Annotated in this window: 20 protein-coding genes and 1 pseudogene; 10 read left to right on the top strand and 11 right to left on the bottom strand. The window is 40.6% G+C overall.

Annotation, left to right across the window (positions count from 1 at the left end; all coding sequences use genetic code 11):
* Positions 1–87: 87 nt before the first annotated feature.
* Positions 88–2088 carry an OmpA family protein gene (locus tag ACOQON_RS13630; RefSeq protein ID WP_420575968.1) on the bottom strand — a complete coding sequence of 667 codons (2001 nt, stop codon included), beginning with the start codon at positions 2086–2088 and terminating at the stop codon, positions 88–90.
* A 145-nt stretch (positions 2089–2233) separates the two neighbouring features.
* On the opposite strand from ACOQON_RS13630, the gene lon reads away from it, so the two are divergent.
* From lon to hslU, 3 genes are read left to right on the top strand one after another with little or no spacing between them, the layout of a single operon-like run.
* Entirely contained in the window at positions 2234–4702 is a 2469-nt protein-coding gene (gene lon, locus ACOQON_RS13625) for an endopeptidase La (protein WP_420575967.1), read from the top strand.
* Entirely contained in the window at positions 4699–5691 is a 993-nt protein-coding gene (gene porQ / locus ACOQON_RS13620; protein WP_420575966.1) for a type IX secretion system protein PorQ, read from the top strand. Before lon ends, porQ begins: the two co-directional genes overlap by 4 nt.
* The gene (gene hslU / locus ACOQON_RS13615) at positions 5688–7076 is read left to right on the top strand and encodes an ATP-dependent protease ATPase subunit HslU (RefSeq protein ID WP_420575965.1); all 1389 of its coding nucleotides are present in this window, start codon (positions 5688–5690) and stop codon (positions 7074–7076) included. Before porQ ends, hslU begins: the two co-directional genes overlap by 4 nt.
* Positions 7077–7134: 58 nt before the next feature.
* Here hslU and ACOQON_RS13610 read toward each other — a convergent pair whose 3' ends face one another.
* Both ACOQON_RS13610 and ACOQON_RS13605 read right to left on the bottom strand, forming a co-directional pair.
* Positions 7135–7620 carry a SixA phosphatase family protein gene (locus tag ACOQON_RS13610; RefSeq protein ID WP_420575964.1) on the bottom strand — a complete coding sequence of 162 codons (486 nt, stop codon included), beginning with the start codon at positions 7618–7620 and terminating at the stop codon, positions 7135–7137.
* Positions 7621–8625, bottom strand: coding sequence for a glycosyltransferase family 9 protein (locus ACOQON_RS13605; RefSeq protein WP_420575963.1), 1005 nt, complete (start codon positions 8623–8625; stop codon positions 7621–7623).
* Between the two features lie 203 nt (positions 8626–8828).
* Between ACOQON_RS13605 and ACOQON_RS13600 the strand changes: the two are divergent.
* From ACOQON_RS13600 to ACOQON_RS13585, 4 genes and pseudogenes are all read left to right on the top strand, one after another.
* Positions 8829–9131 (top strand): annotated as a pseudogene (locus tag ACOQON_RS13600) (EVE domain-containing protein); the annotation flags it as partial.
* A 32-nt stretch (positions 9132–9163) separates the two neighbouring features.
* A complete protein-coding gene (locus ACOQON_RS13595) occupies positions 9164–10720 on the top strand; it encodes a hypothetical protein (RefSeq protein ID WP_420575962.1) in 1557 nt (518 codons plus the stop codon).
* Between the two features lie 34 nt (positions 10721–10754).
* On the top strand, positions 10755–11297 hold the full coding sequence (pyrR, locus tag ACOQON_RS13590; RefSeq protein WP_420575961.1) for a bifunctional pyr operon transcriptional regulator/uracil phosphoribosyltransferase PyrR: 543 nt from the start codon (positions 10755–10757) through the stop codon (positions 11295–11297).
* Positions 11294–12217, top strand: a complete 924-nt coding sequence (locus tag ACOQON_RS13585; protein ID WP_420575960.1) for an aspartate carbamoyltransferase catalytic subunit — start codon at positions 11294–11296, stop codon at positions 12215–12217. The genes pyrR and ACOQON_RS13585 overlap by 4 nt, the downstream gene beginning before the upstream one ends.
* A 1-nt stretch (position 12218) precedes the next feature.
* On the opposite strand, the gene purB is transcribed toward ACOQON_RS13585, so the two are convergent.
* Positions 12219–13562, bottom strand: coding sequence for an adenylosuccinate lyase (purB, locus tag ACOQON_RS13580; protein WP_420575959.1), 1344 nt, complete (start codon positions 13560–13562; stop codon positions 12219–12221).
* 100 nt (positions 13563–13662) lie between these two features.
* Here purB and ACOQON_RS13575 point away from each other — a divergent pair, with 100 nt between their 5' ends.
* Positions 13663–14736 (top strand): 2Fe-2S iron-sulfur cluster-binding protein, encoded by a 1074-nt coding sequence (locus ACOQON_RS13575; RefSeq protein ID WP_420575958.1) that lies wholly within the window; start codon positions 13663–13665, stop codon positions 14734–14736.
* Here the strand turns inward: ACOQON_RS13575 and ACOQON_RS13570 are convergent.
* Positions 14733–16961 carry a tetratricopeptide repeat protein gene (locus ACOQON_RS13570; protein WP_420575957.1) on the bottom strand — a complete coding sequence of 743 codons (2229 nt, stop codon included), beginning with the start codon at positions 16959–16961 and terminating at the stop codon, positions 14733–14735. The two genes, ACOQON_RS13575 and ACOQON_RS13570, sit on opposite strands and share 4 nt — an antisense overlap.
* 125 nt (positions 16962–17086) lie before the next feature.
* Between ACOQON_RS13570 and ACOQON_RS13565 the strand changes: the two genes are divergently transcribed.
* Positions 17087–19597: a M14 family metallopeptidase gene (locus ACOQON_RS13565; protein WP_420575956.1), complete on the top strand. Its 2511-nt coding sequence runs from the start codon at positions 17087–17089 to the stop codon at positions 19595–19597.
* A gap of 55 nt (positions 19598–19652) precedes the next feature.
* Here ACOQON_RS13565 and ACOQON_RS13560 read toward each other — a convergent pair whose 3' ends face one another.
* The 5 genes from ACOQON_RS13560 to ACOQON_RS13540 are packed head-to-tail and all read right to left on the bottom strand — an operon-like array spanning position 19653 to position 22279.
* The gene (locus ACOQON_RS13560) at positions 19653–19814 is read right to left on the bottom strand and encodes an Arc family DNA binding domain-containing protein (RefSeq protein ID WP_420575955.1); all 162 of its coding nucleotides are present in this window, start codon (positions 19812–19814) and stop codon (positions 19653–19655) included.
* Positions 19807–20316: a hypothetical protein gene (locus ACOQON_RS13555; RefSeq protein WP_420575954.1), complete on the bottom strand. Its 510-nt coding sequence runs from the start codon at positions 20314–20316 to the stop codon at positions 19807–19809. Before ACOQON_RS13555 ends, ACOQON_RS13560 begins: the two co-directional genes overlap by 8 nt.
* A gap of 11 nt (positions 20317–20327) precedes the next feature.
* Positions 20328–20480, bottom strand: coding sequence for a hypothetical protein (locus ACOQON_RS13550; protein WP_420575953.1), 153 nt, complete (start codon positions 20478–20480; stop codon positions 20328–20330).
* A 3-nt stretch (positions 20481–20483) separates the two neighbouring features.
* Positions 20484–21341: an SPFH domain-containing protein gene (locus ACOQON_RS13545; protein ID WP_420575952.1), complete on the bottom strand. Its 858-nt coding sequence runs from the start codon at positions 21339–21341 to the stop codon at positions 20484–20486.
* Between the two features lie 11 nt (positions 21342–21352).
* Positions 21353–22279, bottom strand: coding sequence for an alpha/beta hydrolase (locus ACOQON_RS13540; protein WP_420575951.1), 927 nt, complete (start codon positions 22277–22279; stop codon positions 21353–21355).
* Between the two features lie 94 nt (positions 22280–22373).
* Here ACOQON_RS13540 and ACOQON_RS13535 point away from each other — a divergent pair, with 94 nt between their 5' ends.
* The gene (locus tag ACOQON_RS13535) at positions 22374–22862 is read left to right on the top strand and encodes a hypothetical protein (protein WP_420575950.1); all 489 of its coding nucleotides are present in this window, start codon (positions 22374–22376) and stop codon (positions 22860–22862) included.
* Between the two features lie 48 nt (positions 22863–22910).
* On the opposite strand, the gene ACOQON_RS13530 is transcribed toward ACOQON_RS13535, so the two are convergent.
* Positions 22911–24053 (bottom strand): hypothetical protein, encoded by a 1143-nt coding sequence (locus tag ACOQON_RS13530; RefSeq protein ID WP_420575949.1) that lies wholly within the window; start codon positions 24051–24053, stop codon positions 22911–22913.
* Between the last annotated feature and the right edge of the window lie 4 nt (positions 24054–24057).

Below are 24057 nucleotides of genomic sequence, written 5' to 3'. Positions count from 1 at the left end.
GAGAAAAACCCATTCAAGTACTTGAATCACAAGTGTAGGTTTCTTCCGTCCAGAAAAAAGAATGGAATAATATTATTTTGATCTATTCTAAAAATCATTTGTAGCTTCCGCCGACTCTTCGGTTGGTGGAGCTTCCCGATAGATTTCAAATTCCACCCGTCGGTTTAGCTTTCGGTCGGCTTCTGTCACCTCATTTTCAACGATAGGTTTGGTATCCCCATATCCGTTGGCCTCTACCCGTTCCTTTATGATGCCTGCGAAAATCACAATGTAATCACGGATGTTCTGTGCCCGCTCTTTAGAAAGACGTAGGTTTTTTTCCGGATCACCTACCGAGTCGGTGTGACCCGAAATGCGAAGCTTGAATTCGGGGTTGTCATAGAGGAAATTGACCACCTTGTTTAAGTCCGCATACATCTCTGTTTTCAACTCAGCTTTGCCTACATCAAATTCGATCGATTCAAACTTCATTCTGGAGGCAAGAGGTTGAGTAACTGTTTTCAACTCCATTGGTCCATCCAGATAAAACACTTCTTCAATACGGAAAAAATCATCACCCTGAAGAATTAGTAGGTAATTTCTTTGGTTGATCAATTCAAACTCAAATGAGCCATCCTGCTTGAGAAATTTAGGAGCCACTTCATTCCCCTTGTCTAAATCGATAATGGATACGATACCCTGAAATGGCGCCCCGGTAAGCGAATCTGTGAGTGTTCCTGTGACAGTTGTGGTTGCTTCCGGCTGAGCTTCCATCGGTAGCGGGAAAGAATAGATGTCCTGCTTATTCAAATCCCGAGTCGAGGATCTTGCATAAAACAACAATTCAGATTCAGAGTCAATGGTAAAATAGAATTCGCTTCCTCGTCCGTTCACCAGTGGGCCAATGTTTTGAGGCTCAGTCCAATACCCGTCTACATTATAGGCTTTATAGATATCAAATTCTCCAAAATTGTATAATTGACCATTTGAGCTGAAATACAACACTTCGTATACCGGGTGATAGAACGGACTCACATCGTTTTGTCTTGTATTTATTACAGGGCCCATATTTAACGCTGCAGACCAACGCCCTTTATCATCCCTCGTTGTGTAATAGATGTCGGCAAGACCAAACCCTCCCAGTCTATCAGAGGCAAAGAACAGTGTATCACCTGAATGAGAAAGTGCGGGATGAGAATCCCAGGCCAGACTATTGACACTTACACCCAGGTTTGCTGGTCGGGTCCATGTACTATCTTCCTGCAGGGTAGCAATAAAAAGATCACAATCCCCATAGGAATCTGGCGAGTCACATCTCGAAAAAACCAATGTTTTACCATCACCACTGAGACATGGTGAGCCCTCATTGTAATGAGAATTTAGTTTTGGAATCGGTGCAGCTTTCGACCAGGTACCATAAGGATCCTTTCGACTGAAGTACAAATCCTCATCTTCCCTGAACCGAATGGTTTCATCTACCTTTTTTCGCTTAGACGTAAATACCAGGATGTTATTATGAATATTTAAAGAGGGACCGTAATCCGCACTGGCGCTATTTACAAGCATCCCCATGTTCAGTAATACACCGCGGGGAGGCTGAAGTGTGTCAATCAACTTACGATGCTCCACCAGTTCATAATAGTAATCGATAGGGACGAATTGTTCGGCTGCTTGTCGGTTTAGTGAATCATAGTAGAGTTCTATTTCTTTGATATTTATTCCCTGATAGTGGTGGCGCAATACCATGCGATAAAGCGTCATCGCTTCCTCTTTGTCTCCAAAAAGTTCGGTCATCTTGGCCAGTCTCCAGATGAGTTTGGTGTCTTTGTAAAAATTTCGGATGCCGAAACGACTCACATAATCTTTTAAAGCGTCATACAGCTCTTCCCATTTTTCTTCCTTGTCCAGATTAATAATACGTTCCAGCTTTTGCTTGTTGAAATACTCAGGATATTTGTTAATTCCTTTGAATTCATACGCATTAAAAACAACATCTTTAGGAATGGAATCAGTTACAATCTGAACCTCTTTTCGCCCCCTCTGTGCTGATACACAAAGGCTGAGTAGAACTAAGAAAAGTCCAATATGGCGATGAAAATAGCGGTGCATGCTGTCGATTCGTCAGTAAAAATTAAAATTAGTTTAAAGTTAGCACTATTTGCCGTGTGCCACCACTTTGGCATAGCGATTGACAATTATGTACCTTTCCCTAAAAGCTAGGGATGTGTACTAATTATATGACACATTGGCATTTATGAATGACGCGAAACTTAAATCAATTTTTATACCGGAATTTGCAAATGAAGACTCGGAAGAGCTGATCCAGATCATTTCTCCTGAGGACAGTCAGATGGAGGATGCTGATTTGCCGGAGGAATTACCAATTCTACCCATTAGAAATACCGTTTTGTTCCCGGGAGTAGTACTCCCCATTACAGTAGGTCGGACTAAGTCAATCCGGTTGGTGAAAAAGGCCTATCGAGGGGATCGAATCATTGGCGTGGTAGCGCAAAAAAATGGCAAAACAGAAGATCCGACTTTTAATGAGTTGTATGAGGTAGGCACCATTGCCAAAATTCTCAAAATGATTGTACTTCCTGATGGAAACACGACAATCATTATTCAGGGTCAAAATCGATTTAAAATAACAGAACAGATTCAGGAGGAGCCTCATCACATAGTGAAGTACCAAACTGTTCCTGATAAAAAGAATGAGCTATCCAAGAAGGAACAAAGGGCGATCATTCAATCGATGAAGGATACAGCTAGCAAGATAATGGGGCTGAGTCCTGAAATACCGAAGGAGGCTCGTGTGGCCGTCGACAATATTGATAGCTTTAATTTTTTGACGCACTTCCTGTCCTCCAATGTAAATGCAGAGGTGAGCGACAAACAGGCTCTATTGGAGATTGATGATCCAAAAGCACGTGCGGAAAAACTATTGCAGTTTATGTTGAAGGATCTTCAGATGTTGGAGCTCAAGCAGGAGATTCAGGAAAAAGTACACACAGACATAGACCAGCAGCAGCGAGACTACTTTCTACGTCAGCAAATACGAATTCTTCAGGATGAACTTGGTCAGGACGGTCCTGACCAGGAAGTGAATGCACTTCGAAAGCGTGGAGAGAAAAAGGATTGGCCCGAAGAGGTACAAGAACACTTCGAAAAAGAACTTGATAAAATTTCCCGTATGAATCCTGCTGCAGCCGAGTTTCCGGTGGCTATGAGTTACGCGGAATTACTGGTAGATCTTCCATGGAATGAGGTAACGGAAGACAATTTTGATTTAAAACATGCGAGAAAAATTCTGGATCGTGATCATTTCGGTCTAGAGAAAGTGAAAGATCGGATCATTGAATACCTGGCGGTAAGAAAGCTAAAGCAGGACCTAAAAGGGCCTATTTTATGCCTCTATGGCCCTCCCGGTGTAGGTAAAACCTCATTAGGGAAATCAATCGCGGATGCACTGAATAGGAAATATGTTCGCATGTCACTCGGAGGAGTACATGACGAAGCTGAAATAAGGGGTCACAGAAAGACCTACATTGGAGCTATGCCCGGGAAGATTATACAAAATCTGAATCGGGCAAAATCATCTAATCCGGTTTTCATTCTTGATGAAATTGACAAGGTGAGTTCGGACTTCAGAGGGGATCCATCGTCGGCTTTATTGGAAGTGCTCGATCCCGAGCAGAATTCCACATTTAAGGATAATTACCTGGAGGTGGATTACGATCTTTCCAAAGTACTCTTTATAGCTACTGCAAATTCATTAGATACCATTCAGCCAGCGTTGAGAGACCGAATGGAGATCATCGACATTAGTGGGTATACACAGGAAGAAAAGCAGGAAATAGCAAAAAAACACCTGATACCAAAGCAACGAAAGGAGCATGGGTTAAAGGCCAAAGATGTTACGTTTGATAAATCCGGGATAGCCAAGCTAATCAATGATTATACCCGTGAGTCAGGTGTAAGAAGTCTTGAGCGCAAAATTGCGGCGGTTGTACGCTCGGTTGCTAAATCTGTGGCAATGGAAGAGGACTATGAGTCAAAGATCGATGCTGGTCGGGTGCGAGAGATACTAGGGCCTGAAATATTTGATAAGGATAACTATGAGGATAATTCTATTCCAGGGGTGGTTACCGGGCTTGCTTGGACGCCATCAGGGGGTGATATCCTTTTCATTGAATCTTCTTTGAGCCGAGGAAAAGGGAAACTGACACTTTCCGGACAGCTGGGTGATGTAATGAAGGAATCTGCTGTTGCCGCTCTCTCATATTTACGTTCACACTCAGAATCTATAGGGATTGATCATCGTGTTTTTGACAATTATGATTTGCATGTGCATGTTCCGGCAGGAGCTATTCCGAAAGATGGTCCCTCTGCAGGAATCACGATGTTGACTTCATTGGCATCTGTTTTTACGCAGCGAAAGGTGAAGAAGCAATTAGCCATGACGGGGGAAATTACATTGAGAGGAAAAGTGCTGCCTGTAGGTGGAATCAAGGAGAAAATCCTGGCTGCCAGAAGAGCAGGGATTAAAGAGATCATCATGTGTAAGCGCAATCAAAAAGACCTGGAAGAGATCAATGAAAAATACCTGAAGGGACTGAATATTCATTTTGTAGAGTATGTACCAGAGGTACTTGATATTGCGTTAACGAAACAAAAAGTAGATAACCCAATCGAGTTTATCCTTCCCGAAGAAAAGAAAGATTGAAGGCTTTAATTGCAATAGCGTGTTTGATCCCGCTTTTTAGCTGGTCACAAATTGGCGGTCAGGCCGGATACCAATCCCTCCGTTTGACAACCAATCCCCGTGCTGCTGCATTAGGAGGAACGACGGTCTCTTTGGCGGATGGAGATATATCTCAATTTTTTGAGAATCCTGCTACCCTGGATTCAGTAAAGAGTAAGAATATTTTTTTCCAAATCAATCCATATTTTGCTGATGTTTTCGTCTATTCCGGAGCGTACACCTTTAATGTGGCCAATGCCGGAACATTTGCAGCAGGAATCAATTATGTGAACTTTGGCTCCTTTGATATGACAGACGAAAACGGAAATCATCTTGGTACTTTTCAAGCTCAGGATTATACCATCCAGGTTGGAAAAGCTCATCAACTAGGGCCTTTTACTTTAGGAGCCAATTTAAAGCTGACACATTCATCCATTGAGATTTACGGTTCCACTGCTGTACTCATGGATATTGGGGGTATTTTTCGTCCGTCCAAAAACTGGACAGTCGCCTTGGTTATGCAAAATATTGGTGGCCGGGTATCAGAATACACCTCATTTTCATCACCATCAATCCCTTTTGATATCAAATTGGGTACTTCATTTAAGCCTGAGTACATGCCTTTGCGATTTACAATAACTACCACAAATTTGGTAGACCAAAACGTCATTCAGGATGAAGAGTCAAGTGGTAGAAACAGTAAAGGCATTGATAAAGTATGGAAAAGAGTGAACCTCGGGGCAGAGGTCTTGTTAAGTAATAATATTCAGTTGCTTGTAGGATATAGCCATAAAAGGAAGCAGGAGTTGAGACTGGACGATATTGGCGGAGGTGCAGGCTTATCATATGGTTTGATGGTGAAAGTGAAACGAATAGAATTTCGTTTTTCCAGGGCCACTTTTCATGCAGCAGGAGGCAGCAGCTTTATTAGCCTTCGAACAGATTTAAATGATTTTAAGAAAATTTTATGAGTGAGATAAAAAACGATTTAACACCTAAGCAGATAGTTGCTGAGCTGGATAAATACATCATTGGTCAAAAAGATGCGAAGCGTAATGTGGCGATCGCACTTCGAAACCGGTGGAGAAGAATGAATGTGAAGGAAGAAATACAGGGTGAGATCGTTCCGAATAACATTCTTTTGATTGGATCGACAGGGGTTGGTAAAACGGAGATAGCGAGGAGGCTGGCCAAAATTGCAGATGCACCATTTACAAAGGTGGAGGCCTCAAAATTTACCGAAGTAGGATATGTAGGAAGAGACGTTGAAAGTATGGTTCGTGATCTTGTCGAGCAGGCGGTGAACATGGTGAAGGTCGCCAAAAAAGAAGAAGTTAAAGAGAAGGCCGCTGAAGTAGTGGAAGGAATTATTCTGGATGCACTGATACCTCCGCTTAAGGGAAGCCCAAATGCGTTTTCAACTAAAGTAGGAAGCGATGAGCCAGAGAATGAGGTAGAGTTGAATGAGCAGACAAGAGCCCGGTTTAGAGAAAAGATCAGGAAGGGGGAGCTTGACGATCGGAAAATAGAAATAGATGTCACTGCTAATCCATCAGGGAATGTGGGGATGATTGGAGGAGGAATGGATGAAGCTTCAATGATCAATATTCAGGAGATGATTGGTAATATGATGCCTAAAAAGAAAAAGAAACGGAAGGTGACAATTTCTGAGGCAAGAAAAATATTACTTGAAGAAGAGGCTTCCAAAATGATAGACATGGATGAAGTGAAAGAGGAAGCCATTTTTAAAGCGGAGAATACAGGGATCATTTTCATCGATGAGGTGGATAAGATCGCTAAAGGAGGAGATTCCGGAAAAGGTGGTCCCGATGTGAGTAGGGAAGGGGTGCAAAGAGACTTACTTCCCATCGTTGAAGGCAGTGCCGTTAATACGAAATATGGAATTATTAATACCGATCATATCTTATTTGTGGCTGCCGGGGCATTTCACTTCAGTAAACCTTCTGATTTAATTCCTGAGCTTCAGGGACGCTTTCCGATTCGCGTAGAACTGGACAATTTGACAAAAGCAGACTTTTTGCGGATCCTGACCGAGCCTAAGAACGCGCTTACAAAACAGTATGAAGCATTAGTTGCTTCTGAGGAAGTTCATCTTACTTTTCAGGACGAAGCACTGGAGGAAATAGCAGAAATGGCATTTCAGATAAATGAAGAGGTGGAAAATATTGGTGCGAGGAGACTGCACACCGTGATGAGCAAGTTGCTTAATGAAATTCTGTTTGATATTCCTGACACCATTGGTCCAAACGCACAAATTGTGATCGACAAGGCGCTAGTTCAGGAAAAACTGGAAGGACTTGTGAAGGATAAGGATTTGAGTAGGTATATTCTGTAAAGAATGGGAGTTAGGGGCATTTTTTGTGATGTGAATAGTGGTGCCTTAAATGAGAGTATTAAATCTCCTTCGGAAAGTAAAAGAAGGTTAGGATACCAGTTCCAAACTCCACATCTTTCCAATAGTTCACATTGAAATTGATGCCAACAATACCACAGGTTGGAACATTATCAAATGTCTGATTGGCAAGAGCATTTGCTGCACTGGTGAAGCCGGGGTTGTGACCAAAAATTGCCAGCCGCTGACAGTTTGGAGCATTTTTTACAATTTCAAGTATTTCTCCAGCTCCAGCATGGTACAAGCTTTTATCAAGACGAATGTTTCCTTCATCAATCTTTAGTTGATCACAAATGTGTAAGGCCGTGTAAAATGCCCGGCTTGCTGTGCTGGAAATAAATACTTCCGGAGGTGCTTGCTGTGAGGTCAGATGATTTCCCATTTTTATTACATCCTTTCTTCCACGCTTTCCTAACGGACGATCATGATCACTTAAATCAAATGACCAGGAAGATTTAGCGTGACGGATGAGGTAAAGTGTCTTCATTTAGTCTGGCAAATAAAAGTCAAAAGTTACGTCATTCATGCATTTAAAATGTCCTTTTGGACAATTTGAATACCCGGTAGATGTGCAGGGTCTGCACCTCAATTTATTATTTTCAAAAATTGTGAATTGTGTCCTAAAAGGATATTCCCCGAAATGGGGAGTTGTATTTCCCCAGATGGAAAATATCTGCTTTTTAAATGCCGCAGCTACATGCATGAGGTCATTATCATGAGTAAAAACCCAGCTGGCATTTTTGATTAAAGATGCTTGTTGATTAAAGTTGAATTTCCCACAAGCGTTGAAAATAATCGCCTTTTTATTCAGGTTTTCAATAGCCTCTTCTTCCGCCTCTGTTCCACGCTCGAAGAACGATTCAATTTCATCAGCCACTTGCTCATCTTCTTCATTACCAATTAAGATGATTGGTTTATTTATTCTGTCACAAAGCTCGATCAATCTATTTACTGGAAGTCTTCTCGTATTGTGCTTGGCAACTATTGCCACAGCGGCATATCCTCTCTGATGTGACGTGGGAAGCCAGTCATTTTCTACTTCATCTTTTTCAGGAATGTAAAAATCCAACCCGAGGTTGTCCCCTTTTATACCTAGGGGCTTCAATAAATCTATATACTGTTCGACAATGTGTGTTTTAGGGAGAAGGTTAATTTTCGTTTTAGTATAGAGCCATTTTCTAAAAAGATTCTTTTTGAATGTAAATCGATGTTTACCGTTTTGCCATGAGATCAAAAATGATCGAAGATTAACTTCAAGGTCTACGATTGAGTGGTAGCCTTCACTTTTTATTTTTTTTCTAATCTTAAAAATTCCCTGATTCAGGCTTATGATTTTATCACAGTATGGATTTTCGTTCAGGATATTCAATCTGTTTTCTTGGAGTACGACGTGAACCTCAGCTTCTAGTTCTGTTTTCAGTATCCGAATTAAAGGGGTTACAAGGATCGTTTTGTCTATACTGCCGGATTGGATGATCAATACTTTCATCATGGGTAAAAATGAATCAATTACTGATGGTTTGAAAACAAAAGCTGTTATTAAATAGCAACCAGAAACACAATTGTTTAGATTTATTTAAAACTTTCGAAATGAATTACTGGTTGATCAAAAGTGAACCGAATACCTATTCATAGGATGATCTTGTCAAGAAAGGTCGAGACCATTGGGATGGAGTAAGAAACTTCAGGGCCAGAAACAATATCAAACAGATGAAAGAGGGTGATCTGTGCCTATTCTATCACAGTGTGAATGAAAAGGCTATTGTAGGAATAGCTGAGGTAGTTAAAGAATACTATAAGGACCCAACTACAGATGATCATCGTTGGTATGTCATGGATGTGGTTCCAGTAAGGAAACTTAAGCGAGCTGTGGCGTTAGCGGAAGTGAAGGCTGATGAAAGACTTAGAGATATGCAATTAGTTAAATATTCAAGGCTTTCTGTTCAGGCAGTGAAAGAGGAGGAGTTTGATATCATCATTGAAACGAGCGAACGATAGGGGAGCCAATAACGTAATTGTTTTATACATCCATGAAGAGACTACTAATCATATTAATTGCACTTCCGATTCTATCTTTCTCACAGAGGAAGAAAGATAGAGATACAAGTGCCGTAATTCTTCAGCCAAATCGCATTGAGTTTGAAATGGAGCGAGATGCATCGGAATTTTTTGTTGTACCTGGAAATCAAGATGGTATTCTTGTGGTTGAGGAAACCGGTGAAGGTGCAAAAGGAGGAGGTTTTCAGTGGAAGCTTCATATGGTGGATACTTCACTACAAGTAAAGTGGTCTCAAACTCTGGTTATTCCTGCTGGTGGATCAATTTTGGGCTATGAATACTTCAAGGGAAGGTTCTATTTGCTGTTTAATAAAAATCAATACCGAAGTGAGGACCTCATTGTCTATCAGCTTAGTTCAGAATCCGTTGAATATGCGATGTATGAGATCACCACTGTATTTCCTATTGACATCACGCATTTTGAGTCAGTTGGGGAAACAATCCTCCTTGCTGGATATGCCAATTTCCGACCAGTGGTCATTACGTATAATATCAATGACAGGATTCCGCGTGTTGTTCCGGGATTTTATGATAATAAGAATGATATCTTAGACTTAATTGTTGATAATGAATCACGACTATTCACGGTTATTTTATCGGAAAAAATGCGGAACAAAAAGTATACAGTGAGAGTCAAAACTTTTACGGACAAGGGAGATGTTATACAAGATAATCTGATTGATCCTGGCGAAAGAAGGAGTTTATTAGATGCAGCAAGTACCACATTTGCTGGCGGGCTTCAATATTTAGCAGGCACTCACTCAAGAAAGTCCTTGCAATATAGCCAGGGTTTCTACTTAAGTAAATTCATAAACGGTCAACAGCAGTTTAATAAATATTATCCATTTGCCGATTTGAACAATTTTTTTGGTCATATGAAACCTAAAAGAGAAGAACGAATCAAGAACAGAATCGAACGAAAGAGAGCTAAGGGTAAAATCAAGAAGTTTAACTATCGCTTACTAGTACATAAAATACTAGAAAGGGAAGGAGAGTATATTATGATTGCAGAAGCGTACTATCCAAGATATAATTATTCAACTCGTTCAAATAACTTAAGTCCATACGGTTATACTCCTACTTTTAGAAACAATCCATACTTTTTAGGCTATAAGTATACACATGCGGTTGTCTTAGCCTTTGATCCGAATTGCAATATTTTATGGGATCAAACATTCAAAATTGAAGACATTCAAACGTATTCACTTGAAGAAAATGTGGTGGTAAGTGCCTCGGGTGATAGAGTAATTTTGATGTATTTGGAAGAAAATGAAATTCGGACAAAGGTTGTAGAAGGAAATGATATTGTGGAGGGTAGAACATTTAACCCTGTAAAGCTTTCATTTGAATCCGATGAGGTTAAGTCACGCGATCCAAATGTTGAAGGACTTAAGAAATGGTATGGAAAAACACTTTTTGCCTATGGTGAGCAGCGGATAAAAAATCAGAGTGGTATTGGGGGTCAGACTCAACGAAGAGTTTTTTATATTAATAAGATTCAATACGATCTGGATAGAGAGTTCAATTAAATGTTAACTATTACTTTTGCAGGAATAATTACTCATGCAAAAGCGCCTGCTTTTCGATAGTCCACTCCTAGAGGTCACAATCAGCCGGTTGTGCCAGCAACTCATTGAAGTTCATGAAGATTTTTCTCAATCAGTCATTATAGGCATGCAGCCACGAGGAATCTATGTGGCCGAAAGAATCAAAAAGGAGCTTGAAAAGCTGATTAAAAAAGACATACATCTCGGGTATCTCGATACAACTTTTCATCGTGATGATTTTAGGAGAAGGGATGAACCAATTACAGCCAGCCAGACTAAAATTCCATTTTTAATAGAAAATAAGAATGTCATTCTGGTGGATGACGTTCTCTTTACGGGTAGAACGGTGCGAGCTGCCCTGGATGCTATGAATACGTTTGGCAGACCGGCGAAGGTAGAGTTACTTGTTCTGGTTGATCGTTTGTATAGCAGACACATCCCTGTAGAGGCAACTTATGTAGGTAGAAAGGTAAATACTATTCAGTCTCAAAAAGTACTGGTGGAGCTGGATGAAAAACAGAAAGAAGATCATATTTGGTTAATTACGAAAGAAGAATGAGTCAACTAAAAACCAAGCACCTCCTAGGGATTAAAAACCTCGATAAAGAGGATATAGAACTCATTTTTCAAACAGCCACCAACTTTAAAGAAGTAATTAACAGACCAATCAAGAAAGTGCCTTCTTTGAGAGATGTGACGGTAGCCAATATTTTCTTCGAAAATTCGACCCGAACCAAACTTTCATTTGAACTTGCAGAAAAGAGACTTTCTGCTGATGTGATCAACTTTTCTGCATCAGGTAGTTCGGTGAAAAAGGGAGAAACACTGCTGGATACGGTCAATAACATTTTGGCCATGAAGGTGGATATGGTGGTGATGAGACATTCCAGCCCGGGAGCTCCTCATTTTCTTGCTAAGCATATAGATGCTAATATCATCAATGCCGGAGATGGCACACATGAGCACCCCACTCAAGCCCTTTTAGACACATTTTCGATCCAGGAAAAATGTGGTGCCGTGGAAGGTAAGAAAGTAGTAATTGTTGGAGATATTCTCCATTCCAGGGTGGCGCTTTCCAATATCTTTGCCTTGCAGACACTTGGTGCAGAAGTGATGGTTTGCGGCCCGGCTACTCTACTTCCAAAGCATATTGGTGAGTTGGGAGTAAAAGTTGAGACGAACATCAGGAAAGCCCTTGAATGGTGTGATATCACAAATATCTTACGCATTCAACTTGAGCGTCAGCAGATGAAGTATTTCCCATCTTTGCGTGAGTATTCAAGGTATTTCGGTGTGAATAAGCAATTACTTGATTCACTTAATAAAGAAATAACGATAATGCATCCCGGTCCAATTAATCGAGGAGTGGAGATTACCAGTGATGTAGCAGATTCTGAACATTCCATTATTCTCCAGCAAGTGGAAAATGGAGTAGCTGTTAGGATGGCGGTGCTTTACCTTTTAGCTGGGGTTGCTTAATCTATCTCCCCACATAATTATACGGAGTAATCGCTTTTAGCTCCTTTTTGATCTCATCAGAAACATTCAGTGTATCAATAAACGATTGAATTGAACGCTCTGTAATCGCCTCATTGGTTCTTGTGAGCGCCTTTAATGCTTCATAAGGTTTAGGATATCCTTCTCTTCTTAGGATGGTCTGAATGGCCTCAGCAACTACTGCCCAGTTGTCCTCTAGATCCGCTCTAATTGATGCTTCATTAGCCTTGACTTTGGAGAGCCCTTTTTCAAGTGAAAGCAAGCCAATGAAAGAATGAGCAATCGGAACACCGATATTTCTTAGAACAGTCGAATCCGTCAAATCTCGTTGAAGTCTTGAAATAGGTAGTTTGACGCTCAGGTGTTCGAACAGTGCATTAGCAATCCCAAAGTTTCCTTCAGCGTTCTCGAAATCGATCGGATTTACTTTATGAGGCATAGCGGATGACCCAACCTCATTCTTCGAGATGGTTTGGGTAAAATAATTCATTGAAATGTATTGCCATACATCACGACTAAAATCAATCAGGATGGTATTGATTCGTTTCAATCCATCAAAAATGGCGGCCAGGTGATCATAGTGCTCAATCTGAGTAGTCGGATAGCTTCGTTTCAGTCCTAACTTTTCCCTCACAAACTTATCGCCGAATGCATGCCAGTCATTATCAGGGTAAGCCACATAGTGAGCATTGAAATTGCCGGTAGCCCCACCAAATTTAGCAGCATAAGGGATTTGCTTAAGTAGGTCCAATTGCTCCTTTAAGCGAACCACGAATACGTTAATTTCCTTACCTAATCTCGTGGGAGAAGCTGGCTGTCCGTGTGTTTTTGCCAGCATAGGAATGTCATTCCATTGTTTTGCTTTTGCTTCCAACTCAATGATCAAGGCGTCCAATTTTGGAATAAATACCTGTTCAAGGGCATCTTTAAGCGATAGTGGAATAGACGTATTGTTGATATCCTGAGAAGTCAGTCCGAAATGTATAAACTCCTTTAGGTCAGTCATTCCCAGACCATCAATTTTTTCTTTTATGAAATACTCGACGGCTTTCACATCATGATTGGTGGTTTTTTCAATCTCCTTGATAGCTTCGGCATCTTCCATAGAAAAGGACTCAAAAATTCGAATCAGCTCTTTATTTTTCTTCGAGTCATAGCTCTTTAGTTGTGGAATCCCACTTTCACAGAGTGCGATGAAGTATAGTATTTCTACCTTCACTCTGTATTGGATCAGTGCCTTTTCCGAAAAAAAGTCTGCAAGCTGAGAAACTTTGCTTCTATATCTGCCGTCGATGGGCGAAATACCCTCTAATGGATTAAAATTCATGAATATTATCTACAGTAAAAACGAACACAAAAGTACCGCATCATGTTTACTTGCCTGACCTCTATGGGGGAATTATCTTTGCGGCCTTAAAATTGACAAAATGGCGTTTTCATTATTTAAAAAGAAAAAGAACAAGAAAGACGATAGATATCAAACACTCACGATAAAGGAGGTGGTGAATGTAGCGCAAGATGCAGTGAATCTTGTTTTTGAAAAGCCTGAGTCATTTAATTACGAACCTGGGCAGTTCATTACACTTATTAAAGAAGTGAACGGTAAGAAAATAAGGCGTGCGTACTCTCTTTGTACCACCCCTTTTGAGGATGAAAGTCCGGCAGTAACTGTAAAGCGTGTGGAAGGTGGAGCTATGTCTAACGATCTGAACGATAATGCAAAGGCAGGTGATCAGATTCAAATCATGGAGCCAATGGGCATGTTTACAACGGAATATAATGAGTCTAATGAACGCCATGCAATATTTTTTGGTGGAGGGAGTGGTATTACACCACTCATGTCGATTATAAGGTCCATTCTTTTAAAAGAGCCAAAGAGTAAAACCACCTTGGTTTATGGTAACAGGAGAGAGGAATTTGTCATTTTCAAAGAGATGATCTCAAAGTTAGAGGACAAATATCTCGAGCGATTCAAAATAATACATATTCTCGAGGAAGGGGATGCGGACTATACAGGACGGCCAACTCCGGATATGATCGCAGAAATATGCGGCAAAAATTCAGTTGATAAGGATACGGAATGTTATATCTGCGGGCCACAGCCAATGATGGACGTAGTTGCAGAGGGGCTTAGAAAAGCCAATGTAGATCAGGAAAAGATTCGAATGGAAAGCTTTGAAGCAGGTAAAACATCTCCAACGGAAATCATTGATACGGAAGGAGCTTCGGAGAGCGAGGTAACTATTCTTTTAGATGGGGAGGAATACTCAATCACCGTAAAGAAAAACGCCTCTATACTGGATACAGCTTTGGATAACGATCTGGATATGCCATATTCTTGTCAAAGTGGACTGTGTACTGCCTGTAGAGGAAAATGCGTAGAAGGAAAAGTAAGTATTGATGAAGCGGAAGGGCTCTCTCAAGAAGAACTTGATGAAGGTTATGTGCTTACTTGTGTTGGGAAACCTTTAACAGATCGCGTACGGGTAGAAATTGGCTAAACCTTGTCAAAAATCAGGTTAAATGCAGTGCCTTCACCAGGTTTGCTATGGCATTCGATTTTCCCTCCCATCGCTTTCACAAATTTATAGGCAATAGATAAGCCCAGGCCGGTTGAACGTTCTTGCTCTGTTGGCTTAGAGCTAAGTGTTGTGTATGCTTGAAACAAAGCCTTTTGTTCTTCTTCTGAAATCCCTGGTCCCTGATCTTTCACTACGATCTCATGATGATTATTTTCAGAGATTAAAGAAACTTCAATTTGTTTGCCCCGATCAGAAAATTTAATAGCATTAGAGAGGAGGTTATCAATTACCTGTACCAGATAATTTGGATCCACATTTGCGTATCGTTCACTCGATTTATCAATGTTGTCTATAATTGAAATCTGCTTTTGAGAGGCGATTACGTCAAAATTATGGATGGATGAATATGTCAGCTCTGAAAGATCCGTCTTCTCCAACTTGAGATTTACCTTCATGTTTTCGATGGCGCTAATATCAAGCACTCTGTCGATCATGTCTCTCATTCGTTCAGAAGACACCCCAAGTAGTTCCACATATTTTTCGAGATTCTTGTCTTTGTTATTTTTAACTACATCCTGAAACAGGGGCATTAGCCCAATGATCATATTTAATGGATTTCGAAGATCATGAGCGACAATGCCCATGAGTTTGTTTTTTTCATCGTTGAGCCATCTTAGTTTCTTATTTCTTTTTTGAATCACATAGTATGACCGACCCATAGTTGCCGCAAGCAGGAAAAAAAGTAAAAGGGCTAATAGAATAAGCCTGTTTTGGTAAGTTTTTGCCTGTATTTCTTCAGCAAACTTCTGCTCAGACTCCATTCGATCTTGTTCCATTTCAGCCACTTGCTTTCTGAAATCATACTCTGCTGCCAGCTGGGTTGCTTTTTCAATATTGTTTTGTTTATTGATGGAGTCTGTAAGCATCATATATTCCTCGAGATAGGCCATGGCCCTACTTGAATTACCATTGCTTTTATGAAATTCATAAAGCGCCTGGAGTGCCTCTTTTGTTTCAAGTTGTAACTGGGAGTCTTTTCCGATTTTAAGGGCTTTATTTAAGGATGTTACGGCCTCATCAGCTTTCCCTTGCTTGGCGTAGACCTGCCCTAACCCTTTTAAAACTGTTGAAATCACCACGGCTTCTTCACAATCATTGGAAACCTTCAAGGCTCTATCGAAGAAATATTCTGCAGAATCCCATTTATTCAGATTTAAGTAGATAGACCCCATCCCTTCTAGTGGGTAACTTTCGAAACATGGATAACTCTCGGACAAGTCAATAGCTAATGCACTTTTTAATAAACTGATGGCTTTTGTTGTGTCACCTCTTTCAAGGTGTACATAGGAAAGGTTATTTAATAATGTTGCTTCGTTGGCTTCCAGATTGTGAATACGCGTTTTCTCCAGTGCATTGCTGTAGTACTCCATTGCCATCTCGGAGTTATTCATGTTGTCGTAAATCACGCCAATGTTGTTATTGATCAGTATCTCACCACCTATATCATCTGCCTGAATGGCCATGTCTCTAGCCTTTAAGTAATGATCGAGAGCCTCAGAGTATAGCCCTTTTTGATCGTAAATAATACCTATTTGATTAAGTGCCTGGCTGATTTCTTTTGTTAAACCACCTTTTTCGTAGGCTTCTTTCGCTTTGATTGCCCAGGTTAATGCCCCCACATTTTTTCCTCTTTTATTATTTATGTTGGCCATGGCATAAGCGGCATTTCCATATTCAGGCAGAACATCATTCTCCATTCCCATTTCGTAGGCTTTTCGGTAATAAAGAAGTGCAGTATCTAATTGGTTATTAATCTCGAAAGTGAGAGCAATAATGTAGTTTCCATTTACAGCGTACTTTATTAGCTCATTTTCCAGATACCCTTGAGTTGCCTCCTTCATAAGGATAACGGCAGAATCCAGATCATAATGGGAATAAAAGATGCCGAGTGCCAGCATAGATCTGTGCTTATGCTTGGGAGATGTTACCTTTTGACCGATTTCATAGGCTTCTTGGGCGTATTTTAATTGATCTTCCTGAGATTTTGATTCATAGGCCATACTGATCAAAATCGAAGATTTAAGTGTATCAGACTCAGCTTTTTCTAATTCAGTAGTGAGACTGTCAAGCTTACTTTCTTGCGCAATAGCACTGACAGAAGATGCCAGAAATAGTAAAATTAGGAGGTGTTTTAAAGTTCTCATCTTTTTAAAGCCAGTCATTCAAATATAATCTTTTGATAATCTGTAATGAAATGACCGCCCAACACTTTTCGATTGGTTGGCTATAGTTATCGGTTTAACTTGGTGACAAAAAAATAATCGTGTTGATGAAGACTCTTTTTAGTTACTTTTCGCTCCTTCCAGTACTTCTTTACGCCCAATTACAAAGTCCAAATGATTTTTTAGGTTATGAACTTGGTGAGAAATTCACTCGTCATCATCAAGTGGTGGACTATTTCACCTATATATCCGAGAACTCGGAAAAAGTAACCCTTACTCAATACGGGAAAACATACGAAGATCGCCCACTGATACTTGCATTTGTTTCTTCTGAGGAGAACCTTGCCAACCTTGAAAATATCCGGTTGGACAACCTAAGGAGAGCAGGAATTGAGGAGGGCACACCAACGACAAACATTCCGATTGTTTGGTTGAGCTACAATGTGCATGGAAATGAATCTTCTTCTACTGAAGCTTCCATGGCTACTATCTACGAGCTAATAAAAGAAGGTTCTGATGTAAGCGACTGGTTGGAAAAGGCTGTGGTGGTGATTGATCCTTGTATCAATCCAGACGGGAGAGACAGGTACGTGAATTTTTTCTGGCAATATGGAAGTCAGCCGTATAATCCCGATCCGAATGCAATTGAGCATAATGAACCATGGCCAGGTGGTAGGCCTAATCACTATCTGTTTGATCTGAATCGGGACTGGGCATGGCAGACACAAATAGAAACGAAAAGTCGAATTAAAGTCTACAATCAATGGCTGCCTCAAATTCATGTGGATTTTCATGAGCAGGGTATTAATTCACCCTACTATTTTGCTCCGGCAGCTCAACCGTTTCATGAATTGATCACGCAATTTCAAAGAGATTTCCAGACAGAAATAGGTCGAAATCATGCGAAGTACTTCGATGAAAACAACTGGTTCTATTTCACCAAGCAGTTTTTTGACCTACTATATCCGAGTTATGGTGATACGTATCCTACCTACAATGGTGCCATTGGCATGACATATGAGCAAGCCGGACATGGAAGAGCTGGGTTGGGAATTATTAAGCAGGAAGGAGATACACTTACGCTAAAAGATCGGATCGCGCATCACTATACAACGGGGTTATCGACAATTGAAATTGCAGTTGATCATGCCGATCGACTACTGAGTAATTTCGGAAAATTCTTCGGTGACAACTCCAGTTTAAAGTACAAAACGTTTGTGCTGAAATACGATGGAAATGATGATAAATTCAACACCTTAAAATCATGGCTGGATGATCAGGGGATTCGATATGTGGAACCGAGCGATGCTAAACTCAAGGGCTATCAATTTAGCTCTGGAAAGCTTGTTGATTTCAGCGTTACCGAAAATGATTTGGTAATTCAAATGAATCAACCTAAGGCCACACTAGCTCACATTCTTTTTGAACCGAAGACCAAATTAGTTGATTCCGTAACTTATGATATCACCGCTTGGGGTGTCCCGTACGCGTATGGAATTGAAGCTTACGCATCAACTCAAACCATTGATAAAATCGTTGTTAAATTGACTAAGGATTTTCATGTGGGTATGTTGGAAGTCCCTGAAAAAGCGTATGCTTTTATCAGCAAATGGAATAGTATGGATGATGCACGGTTTCTAGCGGCATTACTTAAAGCTGATGTAAAGGTTCGCTTCACTCAGAAACCGATAAATTATAAAGGGAAGTCATTTGATCGGGGAAGTTTGATAATCGCTAAACGCGATAACAAGCAAATCAGTGATTTTGAGGAGAAAATAGTTGAAATCGCTAACATGTATGAAAGGCCAATTTCAGCGATTCAGACAGGTTTTATGGATGCAGGCCCGGATATAGGCTCATCTGATGTTCGGTATTTGAAAAAGCCAAAAATTGCTTTGCTAGGTCATGAAGGCACTTCATCGTTGGCTTTTGGTGCTACCTGGCATTTCATGGAACAAGAACTGGAATATCCGGTAACTATTCTGGGAACAGATTATTTCAATCGAGTGGATCTATCCGAATATGATGTGTTAATCATGCAAAGTGGCTGGTATAGCAGCTTTGGTGAGAAGGAAATGAAGAAAATGATGGAGTGGGTTTCCAATGGTGGAAAGCTTATCGCAGTAGAGGGTGCACTGAATAAACTGAAAGATTCGGATTATTCATCCCTTTCAACTTATGTAGATGATGAAGCCAAAAAAGAGGCGGAGGAAGAAAAACAAGAGCGCAAGGAAGAAACGCGACTTGTTTCATATGAAGATCAGGAAAGGGAGTTTATCAAAGGATTTGCGCCCGGAGCGATCTTTAAAGTGAAAATGGATAATACTCATCCGCTGGCTTTTGGGTATGGCAATACCTACTACACCTTGAAAACAGGCTCAAGCAAAGTGGCCTATCTCGATGGAAATAATGTTGGAGTTGTGACAGATAAGGATGATCTGATGAGTGGTTTTGCTGGGCAATATGCTAAGGAAGACATGGCAGAGACGTTAGTCTTTGGTGTGGAAAATAAGGGTAGAGGACAGATTGTTCATATTGTAGATAACCCACTTTTCCGTTCTTTCTGGCAAAATGGGAAGCTATTGATGGTCAATGCAATGTTCTTTGTGGGTCAATAGGGAACAAGTTTTTAGTAGAAAGTCTTATGAGATGTATTTGCTTTGAGACTTTCTACTAGTTACCCTTATCTTTTAGTCTTCCATTCTCTTTTAACGCTTTATGAATGATCCATTCAATCTGTCCATTGGTGGAGCGGAATTCATCTGCTGCCCACTTTTCCAGGGCCTTCATGGTATCTTCGTTTAATCGAAGTGCGAATGGTTTTTTCTTAGCCATCTAGTCCCCAGTTTTCTTTCAATCGCCTCACTGCCTGCTTCATAGCTTCTGGTTTTTGGGTGCCAATCAACAACTGCTTTCCATCGGATAAAATCAATTGTAAACCCTGATTCCCTGCTATATTCATCGCTCGTCCTTTTCCCGGTCGAATTCGATACCCCCATCCTCCATACTCCCATATCGGTTGATACTTTCGTACATAGGCTTCTTTTATGTCTGCTTGCGTTAGTTTTTTTTCGCTATTGACAAACGGTGGGTATCGATAATAGATGGCTTTATCATCAATGGTGACATATAATTTGGAATAAACGAAAAGCATGATTACCCCGAAACAAACCACCACAGCGATTACAACGCCAATGATGCCTTCATTCGTCTCTTTTTCGAGCCATATGGGAATTGCAGCGCCAAGGGTGGCAAGCACACATACGCCTATGACAAGGTAAAACAACCAGGTGCCAACAAAGCTTTGCTCTTCTTTAAATATGATTTTTCCCTTCATTGATTAATGATTTACCTGTCCCTCTCCAGCATCACGATCAAAGAACCATGATCAGATGCAAAACTGTTGATCTTCCATCCCTGACTCACAGTCTCTTGGAGTCTTTTCTCAAATCGTTCTACTTTTTCAAATGCTTTCTGTTTTAAGAATTTATAGTTATTCATGGTTTAATGATTTAAAGTTCCTGAATTGACAACCGGAGCTACATCCTTGTCAGCACAAAGCACAACCATGAGATTGCTCACCATCGCTACTCGTTTTTCCTCATCCAGCTCTACTACTTGTTTTTCGTTAAGCTGATCCAGCGCCATTTCCACCATACTGACTGCACCTCCCACAATCTTATGACGGGCAGCTACAATAGCGGTCGCCTGCTGCCTTCTAAGCATTGCACTTGCGATTTCCTGTGCATAGGCCAGATATCCAATTCGTGCCTCTAGAATTTCTATTCCTGCGATGGCCAGTCTTTCATCTAGCTCTTTCTCCAAATCTTCATTCACTTCCTTAATACCCGAGCGCAATGTCACCTCTGCCTGCTCATCGTCAAAATTATCGTACGGATAGGTTCCGGCAAGTTTTCGAACAGCAGCATCTGTCTGCACACGAACGAAGTTTTCATAGTCATCTACTTCAAAGGCTGCAGCAAAAGTGTCTTTTACACGCCACACCAGAATCACGGAGATCATAATCGGGTTTCCGATGCTGTCATTCACTTTGATACGTTCACTGTCAAAGTTTCGGGCACGTAAACTGATTTTCTTTTTGGCATAAAAAGGATTGACCCAATAGAAGCCGTTTTTACGTACTGTTCCAATGTATTTTCCAAATAGAACTAGAACCCGGGATCCGTTAGGGTTGACATAGAAAAACCCGGGGATCATTAAAATCCATGGAATCAGCAGTAAAAGCCATATTGGCTGCCGAGTGACACTAACAAGTGTTATAAAACCACCTAAAATCAGGAAGTTGATAAATAAACCCAGATATCCGGATGAGGGTGTATGCGTTTTTTCTTGCGTTTGCATAGTTGTAGAGTTTAAAGTTTTTGAATGAATTTGATCATGCCTGACATGAGGCCATCGCTAAGAGGCAAGTCAGGATTATTGTATGTTGCCACGTTTGCTGCAGGGTCTTCTGGTGCATCTTTAAGGACATGATTCATGCCTTCAATGATTACAAGCTCAGCATTGGGATATGCATTTTTTAAATTCTCAGCCTGATCTATTCCAATTTGAATGTCCGTTGTTCCGTTTATGATTAGTATCGGAACTTCAAGCTTTTTGATTTCCTCAGAAGGAGTGTAAGCGATATATGATTTAAGAAATGGCTGGATCGATGGACCAAATAATGAAATTAGATAGGGATTATACTTTTTGACTGTATATCCGGCTTTCAAAGAATCAATATTTATCCTCGCGTCTTCGGCCAATACCGGCGATTGAGCACCAAGCTGACGGACAATCGCTTCTCCTGAGTCTTCGGCTAATCCTGCAATTGAAATGAATCCAACTACATTAGCATTTTCCTGAGCAGCCATCATACCCACCAACGAGCCCTGGCTATGTCCGGCTACCACCAGGTTTTCATACCCTTCTTCAATCAAGAAAATCAACCAGTTTTTCGCATCTTCAATAAAATGTTCAAACCGCAGGTTAGCTTGGTTGGTTACTGCATTTTTGCTTCCCGCAATGCCTCGTTTATCATACCTCAATACTGCATAACCGCTGGTAGAGAGCTCCTGGGCCACCATTTTCAATGAATTGTTGTTAAATCCCAAAGCATTATTTCCATCTCGATCAGTAGGACCAGAACCTGCAATTAGAAGGACTGCTGTTTTCGTTTTACTGACTGGCTCAGTCAGGGTTCCTCTTAGGTCTCCGATTGATACTTCTCTTCCTTTGAACTCTTGGGCAAACAGGTAGCCGAAGGAGATTATCATTAATGATGATAGAATAGATTTCATGATTGAATGGTTGATGATATTAAAATGATATCATAGTAATATACGATAAAAAATCAGAAATGGTTATGAATTAATTATTTCATTCTTTTGCCTAATGGAAAATCAGCATCTAAGGTGGAAGGACTATCATCATCAGCTTTATCAAATCTATCATGGTTTGATAGCGCTCACATTAGTTCCTTTTGCATTGCTCTTTCTGGAATGGGATTCCGGAAACTTTCAGCTTGAAGTTTCGTTTTCAGACGTTTTTTTCATTCTGGTGGCTCAGCTTATCTGGGTGGTTGGGTTTGCTTGCTGGTATGTGGGAAAAGGGGAGAAGGTTCAGTATGAAATAAAGGAAGGGATGACCCTGGAAGAAAAATTAAAAGAGTTTAAGAAGAAGAATGTGTATAAATACCTTCTACTTGCATTTGCAGGTTGTATTGCTGCTTTTGCTATGTGGCTGCAACCAACTTACATTTTTGTAATTGCATATTTTGTTGTTTTGGTTCAGTATTCTTTCTTAAGGCCATCGGAGGATAAAATCGTCAGGGATATGCGATTAACGAAAGAAGATCGGAGAAGACTTCATCAGGAGGAATAAAAAAAGCACCACTGATATAGCGGTGCTTTAGCGTTGATTCTTAATGTTTTATAATGTAATTCCGAAGGTGATTGCATTAAGTGCTGCATTCTCTCCATCGCCATTAAGTGGCCCTCTTCCAGAGGAGAATACTTCGTTTAGATCATAAGTAGCGAATAGTTCTACACCTTTCCATCCTACTTGTGCACGTAATCCATATCGGAAGTTTTCAAGGAAGAAATTGTCACGTTCTTTATCTTTTTCCTTGCCACCATCTTCCTTGAATTTGAATTTGGTATGACTTCCTATTCTGTAACCGGCATAGCCTCCCACTCCAAATCGGAATCCTTTTCTCGAGTATTTTTTTATTTTCAAACCGCCTGATTCAATGCTGGTGATTTTTTGTCTGCCTCTGGAAAAGTCAAACATGGGTACCACAGTAGCATTGATATACGAGGCTGTTAGTTTACTTTTCTGACCACTTATTTCGGGTGGGGTTGCATTAAATTCAACCCTGTCAGCGCCTTCCTGAATGATATAATCAGCGTCTTCCAGCTTCCAGTTGTACCAGCTGATACCCATGCCCCATTCAAGGAAAAGCGGACCACCAACCCAGGTTCTGTTTACACTATTAAGTCCAACATACCATGAGCCGAAAGGCTTCACTGAGTAAGGTGCGTTGTTTGCATCGGGAAAATTCCCATCTTCCAACCAATTGTTCATACCCAGATCTATATTAAAATGATGTGTAGTGCGATCTGCTCGCTCAGCCTCGTAAGTGACTTTTTTGCGCTCACTCCAGTCATCTTCATCCCAGTCGTCCATTTCGTCAGGATCAACATCTACTTCCACTCCTCCCAGCTTTATTCTTACTTCATCCTCATTGATTTTCCAGTCCTTCATTTCGATCTCATCGTCCTCATTCACATAAGCTTTTCCTTCGCTTATTTCCATGTACTCTACACTGTCTGATAATTGAGCATTGAGATCTTTGATCATCTGGTTGATGTCGTAGTTTTCAAGAGTGGCAAGATCTGCGCGGCTCTTTGTTACGATTACAATTTTACTGTTGTTATTTAGTTCGATGATTACGGTATCCTGTTTTGGATCTTTAGTGTCACCATTGAATGCCATTGCCGGAGCAATTGTCAGACAAAGCAGCAGTGTGAAAAATGATTTCATCCGTGTATTTATTTTCAGTTGATTTTTCATGTCC

Origin of the sequence: Ekhidna sp., assembly GCF_965221965.1 — a bacterium.
Classification (GTDB): Bacteria; Bacteroidota; Bacteroidia; order Cytophagales; family Cyclobacteriaceae; genus Ekhidna.
Note: the sequence above shows the minus strand (reverse complement) of the source record. Positions and strands in the feature narration are given on the sequence as shown.